The organism is Oceanobacillus sp. FSL K6-3682 (assembly GCF_037976165.1).
GTDB lineage: Bacteria > Bacillota > Bacilli > Bacillales > Amphibacillaceae > Oceanobacillus > Oceanobacillus sojae.
In genome coordinates this window covers 3,774,515-3,789,680 of record NZ_CP150263.1, presented here as the reverse complement: position 1 = coordinate 3,789,680, position 15,166 = coordinate 3,774,515, and the positions used below count along the sequence as shown (strand labels likewise).

Annotated in this window: 16 protein-coding genes; 6 read left to right on the top strand and 10 right to left on the bottom strand. The window is 38.9% G+C overall.

The annotated features are described in order from the left end of the window. Positions 1-13: 13 nt before the first annotated feature. Entirely contained in the window at positions 14-589 is a 576-nt protein-coding gene (locus MHH51_RS18570; RefSeq protein WP_339282895.1) for a GNAT family N-acetyltransferase, read from the top strand. Between the two features lie 70 nt (positions 590-659). Here the strand turns inward: MHH51_RS18570 and MHH51_RS18565 are convergent, their stop codons facing one another. The 7 genes from MHH51_RS18565 to MHH51_RS18535 form a co-directional block, all read right to left on the bottom strand. Next, positions 660-1,703 (bottom strand): galactitol-1-phosphate 5-dehydrogenase, encoded by a 1,044-nt coding sequence (locus MHH51_RS18565; RefSeq protein WP_339282893.1) that lies wholly within the window; start codon positions 1,701-1,703, stop codon positions 660-662. 1 nt (position 1,704) lies between these two features. Beyond that, positions 1,705-1,869, bottom strand: a complete 165-nt coding sequence (locus MHH51_RS18560) for a hypothetical protein (RefSeq protein WP_339282892.1) — start codon at positions 1,867-1,869, stop codon at positions 1,705-1,707. 35 nt (positions 1,870-1,904) lie between these two features. Next, on the bottom strand, positions 1,905-2,939 hold the full coding sequence (locus MHH51_RS18555; protein ID WP_339282890.1) for a zinc-binding dehydrogenase: 1,035 nt from the start codon (positions 2,937-2,939) through the stop codon (positions 1,905-1,907). Between the two features lie 182 nt (positions 2,940-3,121). Further along, positions 3,122-4,381, bottom strand: coding sequence for a PTS galactitol transporter subunit IIC (locus MHH51_RS18550; protein WP_339282888.1), 1,260 nt, complete (start codon positions 4,379-4,381; stop codon positions 3,122-3,124). 74 nt (positions 4,382-4,455) lie between these two features. Further along, the gene (locus MHH51_RS18545) at positions 4,456-4,734 is read right to left on the bottom strand and encodes a PTS sugar transporter subunit IIB (protein WP_147210697.1); all 279 of its coding nucleotides are present in this window, start codon (positions 4,732-4,734) and stop codon (positions 4,456-4,458) included. Continuing rightward, positions 4,731-5,222, bottom strand: a complete 492-nt coding sequence (locus tag MHH51_RS18540; protein ID WP_147210696.1) for a PTS sugar transporter subunit IIA — start codon at positions 5,220-5,222, stop codon at positions 4,731-4,733. Before MHH51_RS18540 ends, MHH51_RS18545 begins: the two co-directional genes overlap by 4 nt. Before the next feature lie 79 nt (positions 5,223-5,301). Next, complete coding sequence (locus tag MHH51_RS18535) at positions 5,302-7,362, bottom strand: BglG family transcription antiterminator (protein WP_339282884.1); 2,061 nt, start codon at positions 7,360-7,362, stop codon at positions 5,302-5,304. Between the two features lie 424 nt (positions 7,363-7,786). Between MHH51_RS18535 and MHH51_RS18530 the strand changes: the two genes are divergently transcribed. The 3 genes from MHH51_RS18530 (at position 7,787) to MHH51_RS18520 (ending at position 10,584) form a co-directional block, all read left to right on the top strand. Further along, a complete protein-coding gene (locus MHH51_RS18530) occupies positions 7,787-8,233 on the top strand; it encodes a hypothetical protein (protein WP_147210694.1) in 447 nt (148 codons plus the stop codon). Between the two features lie 19 nt (positions 8,234-8,252). Beyond that, positions 8,253-9,608, top strand: a complete 1,356-nt coding sequence (locus tag MHH51_RS18525) for a tripartite tricarboxylate transporter permease (protein ID WP_147210693.1) — start codon at positions 8,253-8,255, stop codon at positions 9,606-9,608. A gap of 130 nt (positions 9,609-9,738) precedes the next feature. Further along, complete coding sequence (locus MHH51_RS18520) at positions 9,739-10,584, top strand: Cof-type HAD-IIB family hydrolase (RefSeq protein ID WP_339282882.1); 846 nt, start codon at positions 9,739-9,741, stop codon at positions 10,582-10,584. Positions 10,585-10,698: 114 nt separating this feature from the next. On the opposite strand, the gene ytvI is transcribed toward MHH51_RS18520, so the two are convergent. The 3 genes from ytvI to MHH51_RS18505 form a co-directional block, all read right to left on the bottom strand. Beyond that, entirely contained in the window at positions 10,699-11,784 is a 1,086-nt protein-coding gene (gene ytvI, locus MHH51_RS18515; RefSeq protein ID WP_147210691.1) for a sporulation integral membrane protein YtvI, read from the bottom strand. A 145-nt stretch (positions 11,785-11,929) separates the two neighbouring features. Continuing rightward, on the bottom strand, positions 11,930-12,418 hold the full coding sequence (locus tag MHH51_RS18510; protein ID WP_156984960.1) for a DUF3887 domain-containing protein: 489 nt from the start codon (positions 12,416-12,418) through the stop codon (positions 11,930-11,932). Positions 12,419-12,434: 16 nt separating this feature from the next. Next, the gene (locus MHH51_RS18505) at positions 12,435-13,760 is read right to left on the bottom strand and encodes an alpha/beta fold hydrolase (RefSeq protein WP_339282880.1); all 1,326 of its coding nucleotides are present in this window, start codon (positions 13,758-13,760) and stop codon (positions 12,435-12,437) included. 181 nt (positions 13,761-13,941) lie between these two features. On the opposite strand from MHH51_RS18505, the gene MHH51_RS18500 reads away from it, so the two are divergent. Together MHH51_RS18500 and MHH51_RS18495 are read left to right on the top strand one after the other, a co-directional pair. After that, on the top strand, positions 13,942-14,349 hold the full coding sequence (locus MHH51_RS18500; RefSeq protein WP_339282878.1) for a secondary thiamine-phosphate synthase enzyme YjbQ: 408 nt from the start codon (positions 13,942-13,944) through the stop codon (positions 14,347-14,349). Positions 14,350-14,378: 29 nt separating this feature from the next. Then, entirely contained in the window at positions 14,379-15,134 is a 756-nt protein-coding gene (locus tag MHH51_RS18495; RefSeq protein WP_147210687.1) for a tyrosine-protein phosphatase, read from the top strand. Positions 15,135-15,166: the final 32 nt, after the last annotated feature.

Below are 15,166 nucleotides of genomic sequence, written 5' to 3'. Positions count from 1 at the left end.
TATGGAGGTTTCCATGCAAAAAAAGAAATACTATTTAGAAGAGATGAATCCGACCAATATAAATATAAAGGTTCTCTACAACTATTTAAAACAGGACTTTGAACGGCTCGAACTATTTCCTCATTTTGTGCTGAAGCGTAATTTCAAAAAGGGGAGGATGGAAGCTGTTTATCTGACGGATGGACAGGAGAAATATGGTTATGCTATTTATCAGAAATTGCCATCATTACAGGGGATTTTTATTTCCTATCTGGCTATTCTTCCTAAGTATAGGTCGAATGGACTTGGGGGCACTTTAATCAGTCAGCTAAATAATTTATCCCCTAATGGCATATTGCTGGAAGTAGAGGATCCAGAAGCAGCGAAGGATAAGAAGGACTATACGACAAGACTTCGCCGAATCAGCTTCTATGAAAAGAATGGACTGCATATGAATCCGAATATGAAGGTGAATTCATTTTTTGTTCCATTAAGAATGATGGATAATTTGGATAGTACGGATGTTTATGATATTTCCTTTTATCAGAAGCTGTATAATCGTATTTTGGGATTGCCGATAGGGCGTATTTTTATTAAGGAAAATTGGTGAAGAGAATATTTAAACCGCTATAAAAAAGAAGTCGGAGTGGTTCCCGGCTTCTTTTTTTCACTTTCATAACCTAAGGATGGAAGAGAACTTTCACAGCATCTATTTCTTTATGCGTAAGCTGATGAAAAATCTCAGGGCCTTTTTCTAACGGAAGATGATGTGAAATCATCGGCTTCACATCAAGCTGGCCCGTTTTCATAAAATGGAGGCCAGTCTCCCATTCTTTTCCCGGAAAAGGTGTAGATAATGCATTCCAGGATCCAAGGATGCGCAGTTCATTCCGGACAATTTTTTCAAAATAATAGCGCTGAAGGGTAATATCTCCATAGGGAATTCCCAAGTATAAAACCTCGCCGCCTTTTTTAGGAAGTGCCAGCACCTGCTCACTTGTAATGGGAGAGCCTGCTGATTCAACTGCCAGATCAACTCCTAAAGAAGTATGCTTTTTAATAACTGTTTCTGTATCTTCTTTCAGTGGGTTAATAAGAATATCGGCACCCAGCTGCTTAGCAATTTTAAGCTTGTTATCATCAATATCAATGGCGAAAACAGTCGCTGCTCCAAAAATTTTCGCCCACTGAATCGAGAGAAGTCCGATACTGCCGACACCCATGATAGCTACTGCTGCCCCCGGCTCAATCGATGTACGGTAAAAACCATGCGCGACGACGGAAGCAGGTTCCAGCATGGCAGCAGTGTCAAAGTCAATTTCATCTGGCAGCTGTAACAGATGAGATGCAGGCAGGATAACGTATTCAGCATAAGAACCGGGATGCTTTGCACCAATAACTGTCAGTTCGGTGCAGCGAGTCGGGGCTCCCTGTCTGCAGAAGATACAGTGACCACAGGAAAAAGTCGGGCAGGCTGCTACTCGATCACCCTCTTTAAAATGTGTTACCGCACTCCCGACAGCAGCTACAATTCCTGAAAATTCATGACCAAAGGTTGTTCCTGAAACATAGGGCCCAAGCTTCTTATATCGGGACAAGTCCGAACCGCATATCCCGGCGGATTTAACTTGGATTAGAACCTCCTCATTACTAGTTAGTTGAAGAAGGGGCGTATTTTCTTCATAACGTAAATCCTCTATATCATATAAATTTAGAGCCTTCACATCAGAACTCCTTTCTACTGCGACTGGTTCGATTTTTTTCTTTTTTCACTAAGAAATAGCCGGCGATACCGACGATAATCGAGTTAAAGATTAGCTGGTATTCAAAATAAAATTGACTTATTCCGCGCATAGGGCCAAGCATAAAATCTAAAAACATATCAACCATGTTAAAACCTCATTTCGATATTAATTTCACACACTTTAATCATCCAGAGGGGTCAGTAAGACTTTAATAGCTTCTCCGCTTTTGATTGCCTGGTAAGCTTTATCCCATTGGTCGATAGAGTATTCATGCGTTACCAGGCTTCTTGAGTTCACTTTGCCTTCCTTCATTAATTGGATGGAAGGCTCCCAATCAGCGGGCTTTTGACTTCTGCTTCCAACCACCTGTATTTCCTTCTGAATGACTTTTTCCATGTCGAAGGCAACCTGAGCTTCCGGGAAGATGCCGATTTGCGCAAAGTGGCCTTTTTTTCTTAATAAATCTAATCCTTGATTGGCTGCATGAATTGAACCGGAGCATTCTAAAAGAACATCAGCACCGTAACCATTTGTCAGTTCATTTACTTTGTCCTTTAAGTTTTCTTTTTGAAGGTTGATAACATAATCCATGCCAACCTCCGTAGCTTTATCGAGACGGATCTGATCATTTGTCAGGCCGGCAACTAAAACAGTTGCTCCATAGCTTTTTGCCACCTGGGCAGCAAATAAGCCGATTGGGCCCGGGCCGAGGACAATAACCAGATCTCCCTCACGGATTACTGTTTTTTGAATGGCGTGATACGTACACGCCAAGGGCTCTGTCATTGCTGCTGAACGATCATCTACCTCCTGCGGCAAATGGTGAAGACTTTCTTCACGCGCGATTAGATATTTGGCAAAACCGCCATTTACCTGGCTGCCAAGCCCTTTACGATGGTTACATAAATTATAGTCACCTGATTGACAATAGTGGCATTGCCCACAGATATAAAAGGTGGTTTCTGATGTAACGCGATCACCGATTTTAAAATTTGATACACCTTCTCCAATTTCTACGATTTCACCTGAAAATTCATGTCCTAATGTAACTGGAGCTGCGACTTTATAATGTCCTTCATAGGTATGGATGTCGGAGCCGCAGATTCCGGCGTATGCAACTCTGATTTTTACTTGATGGCTGGAAACAATGGGCTCTTCTACATCTTGGAGGTGTAAATTACCATGTCCCAGTTCGGTCTTAACGAGAGCTTTCATCGTTTATTCTCCTCTTCAATAATTTCCTTTTTGTTTCAGTGCGAAAGAAAGGGTTAGCAGAAATAATGATGAGCTATGCTCATGCATTAAAGAAAAGAGAATCATAAGTAATTTTTCATAACATCATTATTTTCTGCTACTTACATATCAAAAGTAACTCTTGATTCAAATAGAATTTTTCATTAATTAAAAAGGTCAAAGAATCTCCAAATTACCCAGTTCACAATATTACCGCCCTGGTCAATACTGGATACCTGCGCTGAACCCTCAGGAAGATTAATATCTGCACGCATCGCCATATCCGTAAATAATGGAGCGATATCTGTTGCCACATAGAGTGAAACTGCAATCATAATCGAACCGACGATAACAGAATGAATAATGTTCCCTTTAGAAGCTCCAACAACAAAGGCAATAACAAATGGAATAGTTGCCAGGTCCCCAAAAGGAAGTACAGCATTTCCTGGTAAAATAACAGCGATCAGTACAGTCACTGGAGTTAAAATTAACGCTGTAGCAATAACAGATGGATGTCCTAAAAGAACAGCTGCATCCAGACCAATATTAATTTCACGATCACCGAAGTGCTTATTCAGCCATGTGCGGGCAGATTCAGATACTGGCATTAATCCTTCCATCAGGATTTTTACCATTCTTGGCATCAATACCATAACGGCAGCCATAGAAATACCAATGTTAATAATATCACCAATACCATAGCCGGCCAGAGCACCAATTGCAGCTCCCAGAATTAAACCGATAACCATGGAATCTCCAAACACACCAAAGCGCTTTTGAATGGAATCTGGATCAGCATGGAGTTTGTTGATACCAGGGATTTTTTGAAGTCCTTTGACAACAAAAATAAATGGTGCATAAGAAATCGTACTTCCTGTCGCTACTGAAACACCAGGCATCTCATAAAAATCACGAACCATTGGTTGGGTCCAGTCTGCTATTTTCAAACAAACAATCTGGAATAATGTTGCTGCAATTAACCCTTGTACGATACTTCCGGATACGGTATAAACAATCGCTCCCATAAAGGTGTAATGCCAAAAGTTCCAAATATCTACGTTCATTGTTTTCGTGGTTTTAGTTACCAGCATGATAACGTTTACAACTAAACCTAACGGAATAATAAAGGCAGCAATTGTTGATGCCCATGCAATGGATGAGGTTGCCGGCCAGCCAATATCAATTGTATTTAAACTGACACCGAGTCTATCCACCATTCCTTGCGCTGCAGGGCCTAAATTTAAAGTCAATAAGTCTATAACAAGGAAAATACCTACAAATGCAACACCAATTGTCAAACCGGAGCGAAAAGCTTTCCCAGGCTTTTGGCCAAATAAAAGTCCAAGTAAAAAGATGACAACAGGTAAAATGACAGTAGCCCCTAAACCTAGAAATGCTTGTATAAAATCAACAAATCCTTGCATAAGAAATTCCCTCCTATGGAATAGGATGCTGCTCTATTTAAGAGGAACTTTAAAAGGAATAGAGCAGCAAAATATTATTTTAGTAATTCTTCTAAAATCTGTTTCTTTGTATCTTCTACACCAATCCCTGTCAGGAATGTGCGTGCATTAATAACCGGGAAAGAATATTCCTTCTTTGTCATTGCAGTAGTAACTAGTAGATCTGCTGTATCCTCGTAGGTACTTACTTCTGCAATTCTGATTTGTTTTAAATCTACCTTTATCCCATTTTCTTTCGCTAATTCTTCAATCGCATTGTTCACTACAGTGGATGTAGCAATTCCTGCTCCGCAAGCTACAAGTACTTGTTTCATAGCTTCTCACCTCCTTTAAAGTCACTCAAATTAAGTTTCTCAGTTACTTGTTTCTTCATCTCCAGCACACTATCTGTCTGAAGTAATTGATCGAGAAAAGTACCTTCTTGAAAAATTTTCATTAAATCCTGCAGAAGCTTAAGCTGTGAATGAGGCTCATCCATTGCCAGCATAAATACGATTTGAACAGGAGTGGTCTCGCTTTCTTCTCCCATAATGACAAAGTCTACCGGATTCTTTAATGTAGCTATGCTGATAGTTTTCTGATTTACATGGACAGCATCTGTATGTGGAATAGCCACAGATACGCCTGCTGTCGGTAATCCAGTTGCAAATTCTTGCTCTCTTTCGATAATTGCCGGAATAAAGCTGTCTTTGACATAATGATGTTTTACTAGATTTTCTCCCATCTGCTGAAGTACCTCAGTGTAGTCAGCAGCCTCTAAATTCATTAAAATAACTTCCTCATTAAAACGAAATTCACTCATGAAATACCACTCCTGCCTTAACTATTAGTGCGTATTCAAAAGTCCTGTTTATTGGGCTTTTTGAACATCCTTCTATAAATCAATTAATAATATAATCTCGAATCAATTTGTATATATATTCCTTCGAACTTGCCTGAATCAGTTTCGGTAACAGGCTAGACGAGGAAGCAACCTTCATTAATTGCATTAGTGCATGAATATGCTGCTTTTTATCAACTGCAGCAATCATAATCATCAAATGAATCTGATGATTTTCTTCCCCGTAAGCGATACCGTTACGAATTTTTAACAGGCTCATACCAACTTTTTGAACACCTTCCTCTGGTGTGGCGTGAGGAATAGCAACATGCTCGCCGATAGCAATATAAGAATCCTCTTTCGAATGCTGAATGGTTGCATCGATGTAATTTGGTGTAATGTATCCAAGTTTAAGTAACGATGCACCACATAATCGGATGGCCTCATCAAAAGAGGAGACAGATTCCCTTAGCGTAATATGATCTATAGTCAGAAAATCATGTAAGTCTTTCTCTTCATTTGCAGAGGCCTGTTTTGTAATGGCTGCATTCTTATCCCGATGGATGTAAGCATAGAGCTCCTTTCGCAAACTCTTTTCGTCAGAGATATTGGAATGCTGCTGAATCTTTTCTATTAAATCGTCCACATTGATTTCATTTGGAATATAATCATATATTTCCAGCATGACTTGTTTTCGAATGCGCTGTTTATCTTCCGCGCGCAGAACCGGTTTGCAGATAAACAGCTTTTTATCTGTCTCTAACGTAATTGGCGAGAAAACGATATCGTAATCCAGTTCGTAATGTAAAAACTCTCTGACAGACAGCCAATCCAAAAATACGAATTCAGGGAACAGCTCACGCAGCTGCTGGAACATTAGCCGGGAAACAGAGATTCCGCGCGGGCAGACAACCAGTGCTTTTATTTTCTGGGCTATGCTTTCTCCCTGTTTATGCATCCAGCCGCTGATCAACATGACAATGTAAGTAACTTCATTTTCAGGAATCTTGCTTTCCATCACTTCTTCGAGTGGACTAATTGCTAAATGAACCAGGTGACGGATTTGTTCAAATTCTTCATTCTCGTTATCTTCGAAAAGGATGGAATCTGTCAGCTGATATTTAATCCGGTAGTACGCCGGTGTTAAATGCTGCAAGAGCTTATCAATTAACTGCTTACGATCATGAAAGTTAATACAGGCATTTTTTTCAAAAAGCCGGACCATTTTATCAATCGCCGGAATTAAGTCAGGAATGTAGTCCTCTGTCACCCAAGAATTCCGGTGGACACTGCCAGTTAACAGATTCAATGTAATAAAGATACGCTCAGGAGTTGGAAGACTTTTATCGTATAAAATTTCTTCCGTCGCCTGATATTCCTTTGTATTAGAAAGCTCGTCGTAGCGGATAAAGAAAGGTTGAATTGGATACCCTTTTTGGATTCTCCGCAGAATTAATACAAATATTGCCGGGAGCGACATCATAATTTCATCTGTGAATTGGATGGTAAGCTTTTGTTCCACCCGTTCCAGCCGGCGCTCAAACTGGTCAAGCAGTTCATCCTCGAGCATCAGTATTTCCTGGAGTTTTCTTTTGTTGTCATCATGCAGGATTAATTCATTTGCAAGTCCTATCATCATCTTGCGTGCTTGAAATTCATTTCCTATAATCTGATAACCCTCTTTTCTTGTATGCTGTATTTCCAATTGATAAGAATCTAACAGCCTCTGAGCATGCTTCATATCATTTAAAATGGTGTTTTTGCTGACATCCAGCTGTCTGGTTAAATCGCTTAATGAAATAGTATCTTTTCCGCCCAATATGGCCATAATCAGAAATTTTACCCGATCCTGTTCAGACATAATTCCGTCCCGGGACTTGGAATCTCCAGCAGAACTTTGCTTCACTGTTGCAGTTAAAATAGATTGATCGATAATAAATTGACCTTTCCTGGTTCGTTCTATTTCTGGCAAATGATTGTCTTTTAACCAAGTATTTATTTTTTTAAAGGTATAGCCTAACTGTCGGCGAGAAAGATTATATTTATCTGCAAGCTCTGAACTTGAAATACTTGTATCATTGATTAGTGCGTTAAAAATAATCTCTTCTCTTTCTCCTAACACAACGCCTGCCTCCTTTGATTAGAATCATAACAATTGCTGAATAATTAATGAATGCGTTTACATCACAAAGTAGAGAATTATCTTTGTACAACATTGTGATAATGCATCTTGTTTTATCCTACATAAAATTTTGAAATAATAGTAGTAACAGGAAAGTGAAATAAATATTTATTTTACTAGAAAAAGAAATTTATAGTTCAAGCTGCTGAATAAACTATAAGATTTGCTATGTATTTTGAATAAATGTTAGAGAGATTAAATTATATTTTTTTCTGGCACTGGAAAAATATTTAGACGAGGTAAAGAGGAGTTAAATCTATAATTAGTATCTGCTAATAGGTTCTAGTATAATTAGCTTGTATGTAGTATAATCAGATTATTTCATTCTGCAGATAAATGAATTTAGAGAAGGGGGACCTGAAATATGGCAGAACAAGAACCAAAGAGTTCCCGGACATATGTTGAAATTATTGGTGATACAGTTTATGGGAAGCATTTAATTTTTACAATTATCATCAGCGTGATGTTCAGTTTTATTGGCTTTTTTATAGGCAGAGAGCTTATTTTTCCACGAATTGCTCCAGAGGAAATGATTCAGTCCTATTCATTGCTGCTAGGAATAGCCGGAAGCGTAATAGGCCTGCTGATAAACACGTTTTTATTTAAACCAAAAAGAACCTTAAATGAAACAGCATCTACGAGCAATGAACTATCGGAAATATATGAGAAGCTGCAACTGGATATGGAAGAAGAGCGTGAATCTATATTAAATGATCCAGTAACAGCGCAGGAAATGAAGGAACAAGGATTTTATGACATGTTTATTCCTGATGATAAGGAGCAGCATCACACAGAAGAGAAGAAATGGTGAAAGAGGAGATTGAACAAAAATGGATGTATTACTCATATCAATTCTGCTGGCAATTGTAGCGGGGATTATATTTACCGCAATCGGTTTAATTTCCGGTTCGGATGAAACAGCCGTGCTTGTTCCGGCAACATTAATTGTTGTATTGTTAGGGGCACCGCCAGAGGCCGTTTTTGCATTTTTTATGTCGGCGGTACTTTCAAAGCATCTCACGCATGCGATACCAACTGCGTTAATGGGTGTGCCTGGAGATACAACAGCGACGCCAATGCTGGATCATGCCAACTTTATGCGAAGAATTGGTCTGCCGCATATTGCTTTGCGAAAAATGATTTCTGGAGGAATTATTGGTGCATTTATTGCACTTCCTGTGTCATTGGCATTTGCTGTTTTCTTGAGTCAGTTTGGCGAATTTTTTCAAGAAAATGCAGGGATTATTTTTACTTTAGCTGCTGTTTTAATCGGTTATTTTTCCAAGGGGCGCTGGGCAAGTATTATTTTAATTATTCCACTTGCTCTTGTGATTCAAGGGTTAAATCTGGTCAGCACAACGATTTTAGGAACAGGATTATCCATAAGCTTCTTCCTGGGAATTGCTATTGGACCAATGTTTACAGATATTCTATTAGCGTCTTCTGCAAGTGGCCGGTTAATGATTCAGCGTCAACAGCCAAATGAATATAAATTAGCTCCAGAAAAGAAATCCTGGTCCGGCTATTTTCCCAATCCATTTAAAGTTTTAACGAAAAAACAAGCAGGATCAGTCGGTGGAACATCCTTCCTGTCTTCCCTGACCTTTGCTCTCAGTCCTGTCGGGATGACAGCATTGATGGGGGAATTGATAGGATCCCGTGTGAAGGGGCAATACAAAAAATCAACGACTAGTCTTTCTACGATGAATGGTGTAACAGAGTCTACTTATATTGCGGAAACGATTATTCCGCTGGTTGCATTCGGAATTCCGCTCAGTCCTGTAGCAATTGGTCCGGCGCAGGCATTATTTAATGCACCGCCTGTATTTACAACAGAGCCGGTTCATAATCTACATACGTTAATGGAGCCGCTGGATTTTCTTCTTTACGGATTGATTGGAATCATTGTTGCCGCAATTATCGCTTACCCATTTTCAATGAACTTTGCAAGAAAAGCAACAGTTCTTGTCCTAAAACATATTAACCAGGAAGCAATTATAGCAATGTTTATTGGTGTAGTTACGCTGCTTGCGTTTTATGAAGGCGGCCTGGTGAGTGTTACTGTTACTTTTGCAATGGCTATGGTCGGAGGTTTATTGAATCGCTTCCTCGGTGTAGGAATCGGTGTTCAATTTATGATATTCTATGGTTCTAACTGGATTGTAACCACTTTATTGGGAATGTAGGATCTAATAGATAGCGGGGCAGTTGAATCCTGTCCCGCTATTTTTATAAGAAAGAAGTGAATAGAAATATTTCAGAGAATAAACCTGTATTAAAATATGGTAAGATAGCAGGTGGAAGGATGTGAAGCGAATGAAGTTAATAGCAATTGATTTGGATGGTACGTTACTGGGGGAAGATGGAAAAATTAGCGAAGTAAATCAGGAAGCCATTCGCAAAAGACAAGCGAATGGGGATAGCGTTGTTTTTTGCTCTGGAAGATCACTGCATGATATGAAGGAGATTGCAGCAGCAGCTAATTTGGAGCTTCCACTAATCTGTGCGAATGGTTCATTAACAAGTGTAAATGATGAAATTATCCGCAGCCAGATACTTACTTCAGACAAGTTAATAGAAATAATGGAAAAAGTATCTGAGGCGGAATTATATTTTGAAATTTATACAAATAGAGGTGTATATATCCAAAAAGATAAACAGCCGATTCTGGAAGAGGAAAAGGAAACGCTTTTTGATACACCAGAGGAAAAAGAAAATGCAGAACATATTATTCAAATACAAAATATGCAATATGGTATGGTCGAAGTAGATGATTACTTAGAAGCGGGAGTTGCAGAATTGGAGCCTTACAAAGTGTTTATTCTGTCATTCCGTCGTCAAGAATTAGAGAAGCTTGCGGAAGCCTGGAAGGATAGAGAGGATATCTCTGTAACAACCTCAGGCTATCAAAAATTAGAGGTTGCTCATCCAGATGCGAGTAAAGGAAATGCCTTGAAAGGGCTGGCGGAATACTATCACATTCCCCAGGAAGATGTTGTGGCCGTTGGAGATAACTATAATGATGTTTCCATGTTCCAATATGCAGGAACTGCTGTGGCAATGCAGAATGCAGAGCCGGAAGTAAAGGAATATGCAGATCATGTAACAAGAAGCAATGAAGAAAATGGTGTCGGCTACGCACTGAATGAAATAATCGAGTAATGAAAGACATATTTAAAGCCGCAATTATACTTTTATAAAAAAATCCGAATCTGATTCACATTTTTAGATTAAGAAAGTGTGAATTCAGATTCGGATTTTTGTGCAATATTATCGCTATTCTTCTGCATTCTCAATTGTTTTCTTCTTTACGAATTGGAACAATCCAACCTCATGGGCTGCCTGGAATGCACTGACAACGAATGGTCCAAAAATCAGCCCGAGTACCCCGAAAAAGACAAAACCAAAATACATGGATAAGACTGTCGGCAACGCTGCGAGTCCCATTTGATCGCCAAGTACCTTTGGTTCCGTAATCCGTCTGATAACCAGCAGGAATAATGCTAATATCATCAGCTGCAGGCCGGTTGGAACATCTCCGATCATCATCATTAATCCTCCCCAGGGAACAAGGATTAATGCAGGACCGACGTAAAGAGGAATAATATCTACAATCCAGATAATAAAGGTCATTAACAGTGCAAATCGCGGCGAAATAAATAATAAGCTCAAATAAGTAATGACAAAAATCATAATACTAAGTAAGAACTGTGCTTTCCAGTATCCCCAGAACACTACTTTTAAACGACCGAAGAAGTTATTTAATTTGATAGCTGTTTTCTCTGGGAAAAGAGCAAAGAATGCTTGAAACAGCTTTGGTAAATCAAGGCTGAATAAGAAGAAAGTGATAAGATAAACAAGAGATATAAAGAGCAGGTTGGGAATAGATTGCACCCATGATCCGAGCATGCCGATCATGCTCTCCACTAAGTCATATCCGGTGTTTAATAACCGCTCCGATTGTCGTTCCAGTTCACTGATAATTGCATCGCGCTGAGGTAAATCAGCAATCAAATCATTAAATTTATAAATAATTTCATTAATAATAGATTGAATTTCACTTCCATACTTCGGAACATTATAGCTCCATTCTACAATACGGCTGATTGTGCTTGTAAGCATAACATAAAGCAATGCGCACGCTGCCACTACAAATGTTGTAAAGACAATGGTTACCGGCCAAATTCGTTTTTCTGTTTTTAAAGCTTTCTTCAACAGCTTTACCAGCGGTTCAAAAATAACTGCTGTCAGTAATGCGAGTAAGACAGGTATAAATACTGAAAAGTAAAAGTACAAGAACACACCAAGTGCTACAAGTAAAATACCGATAATAATTTTCTTAATTAATGCTTGGTTTAACAAAAGCTTTCCTCCTGCCAGTAAAACAATAATTTCTTATAAAGGACTTTTTGAACACATACACTTATAGTATTATTTTATAGGCCGATTCTCAACTTGTAAACTAGAACGAGGGGCGTTATGGAATAAGAAGCGGTTTTACACATGCTTACTGAATAAAAAATCCGCCAACTTCATTATTTCCATTAACAGATACATTTAAAACAACAGGCTGATTATTAAATGCTCCCTCATAAAGAATGGAGTAATATCCATCAACTTGCTGCTCATCCACATAGTCGTATCCTGCAAACTTCCCGAAATCTGTAGTAAGCTGATCCCAAATCTCTTCTAAATCAGCTGCAGTTACTTCAGACGCCATAGTATCATCAAAAAGTGCTGCTGCCCCTTCAAAATCTTCATCAGCCACCAGTGTTAAAAATGCTTCAGCAGTTTCAGAGGCCTCCTCAGATGTTATGGAAGCAGTATCCTCATTGCCTGTTGTTTCTTCCTCTTCCGTCTCTTCTTGATTTGTCTGTGTATCTTCCGGGCTATTGTCATTATCTGTTTCAGAGGGTGAATCTGAATTTCCACATGCTGCAAGTACGATAATTAATAAAAAAGATGTTAATAGAATAATTAATTGTTTTAATTTCATTTTTATGCTCCTTTTTTTAATTTTTATGCTCAATAATCCAGTCGCTTATATCTGTAATTACTTTTTCATCAACATGACCGGGAATTTGGTATTCTTGAACACTTCCTTTATTTTCTCCCTGAGACAAAATAAAGATATGATTAAGGTTTGGATATGATTTTAACGTTACCTGCGGGTCATTCTCAAAAATGCTTTGCCATGCGGCGAAATCCTTTTCCATCGTTACCTGGAAATCTGCTTCTCCCTGAAGGACAAGTATCGGTTTGTTGGAATCAAGGGCTATCTGGCCAATATCATACTGATCCATTTCTTGAAAATAATATCCGCTCATTCCAGAAAGATCATATTCCATTGCTTCTTCTGCAGACATATCCTGAAAGCTTTCTGTAAGCTCTTTAAATGCTTCAGCCTGCTCCTTTACCCGCTCTTTTGCTTTATCACTCAGATTTTCAGGAATCAAATCTAATTGCTGATCGTACATAATTTCCCATAGAGAACGAGGAGAACCGGCTAAAAGAATCATTCCGGCTGTATCTGCTTCTTCATCAATCCGTGGTGCAAGCATTCCACCAAGTGAGTGTCCGCCAATATATACTTGATTTGCCTGAATTCGATCGTCAGCTTGCAGCAGACGTGCTGCTTCTACTGCATCATCGATGGTTTCTTCTTTAACTGTCAGGGCTGGACCTAAATCTTCCATCATTTTCGCACCGTGCGTAAATGTACGCTTATCATAGCGGAGAACAGCAATTCCATTCTCTGCTAATCCGTAAGCAATATCTTGAAAAGGCTTGTAACTGTAGATAGCCTCATCCATATCACTCGGTCCTGAGCCTTGTACGAGCACGACAGCAGGAAAAGGTCCTTCTCCATCATCCGGAAGGGTCAGCTTTCCACTTAAGGGGTAGCCTTCCTCAGCTTCGATTGTAATTTCTTCCTCTACAGCTGAACCAGGCAGTGTTAACTCTTCATACGGGCGCTCAATTTGTAAGCTTTCCAGTTTTTCTTCTTCATTCCATTTCGTTTTAACCGTCACTGTTGCGTCATCAAAAATAACTTCACCAGAAACAGTTGTTTTCTCCTCCTTAGCAGCAGCTTCCAGGTTGTTTATTTCATCCAATGCAGTTCCTCGATTTGCTTCCCAGGATAGCTGTAATTCGGCAGCGGGGTATTTTTCCAATAAAGCTTCTGAAAAGTATTCTTGTTCAATCTGCTGGTACTCTTCATCCTGTAATTGCTGAATCACTTTTTGAGTATTTTCTTCGGCAGTACTCTCCTGGCTTGAACAGGCAGAGAAGATGGCAAGGCTAAGACCAATAAGAAATATGTATTTTTTTCGCAAGCTCTTCACTCCTCTTTATTATTGTGCTAGGTATTGATTGATTATTTTAAGGTTATATATATACTTACGATTGAGATAAGATTATGTTTCAAAACTGCTTAATTATTTGTTGATTAGCAAAACTTTCGTTAAGATGGAAGTATACTTTTGACATGATTTCGAAGGAAAGAGGTGGGAAAGTTTGCCTACAAATACAGAATTATTTCAAATAAAAACAAATAAGAAGCAGGAGTTCATTTTTTTAGATAGCCAACTGGAAGAAATTTTGGCAAAGAGTGGTGTGCAGGAAGGAATCATGATTGTGTATTGTCCACACACAACCGGTGCGATTACGATTAATGAAAATGCTGACCCGGATGTCCGACGTGATTTATCACTTGGTATGAACGAAACCTTTCCGAATAAAGCGGCTTATGTTCATATGGAGGGAAACTCAGATGGTCATATGAAATCCTCCGTTGTGGGGGCCAGCGAAACGTTAATTATTTCAAATGGACAGCTAGTCCTTGGAACATGGCAGAGTATTTATTTTTGTGAGTTTGATGGACCAAGAACACGGAAGGTATATGTCAAAATTATTGAAGGATAAGGCTTGTACATAAAGGGGGAAATAAAAGTATGACTGCAGAGGCATTATTATTTAATCCGCAAAGACATATTGAATTAGAAGGAACACAAAATATTCGTGATTTAGGAGGCTATCCGACAAAGGATGGCAAACAGACAAAATGGGGGAAATATTACCGTGCTGATTCCTTACATAATGTATCCCCGGAGGGACATGCTTTTTTGCAAAAGGAAAAAGGCGTCCATACCATTATAGATTTGCGTCTCAGCATGGAAGGAAAGTATAGAAAAGAAGATAAAGCACTTTATGATTTTTATAATATTCCATTGCTGGATCCAGCTACATTTACAACAAAAATTCCGAAAAGTCTTATAGATATGTATATCTTAATGTTGGAGACCAGTAAACCGAAATTTAAAGAAATCATGGACATATTTCTAAAAAAGCAAGGAAATCCTGTTCTTTTTCATTGTCGTGTCGGAAAGGATCGTACGGGTGTCCTGGCTGCTATTTTATTAGATTTAGCAGGTGTACCTAGAGATATTATTGTGAAGGATTATGCTTTAACAGGAGAGTACAAGAAAATAACGGATGAAGAGCTTAATAATCGCCCGCTGCTGATGTCGCGCAATCAATTTAAAACAATGTTGGAATGTGAGCCTTCTTATATGGAAGCATTCTTGGACTATATGTATGAAAAATATGAGAATGCTGCCGGCTTCTTAAAAACGATTGGTTTGACGGTAGAAGAGATTAAAGCATTACATGATGATTTTGTAGTAGAGGATGTTCAAAAAGCTCAATAAAGATGACACGGCGATAAGAGGATCTTCTACTA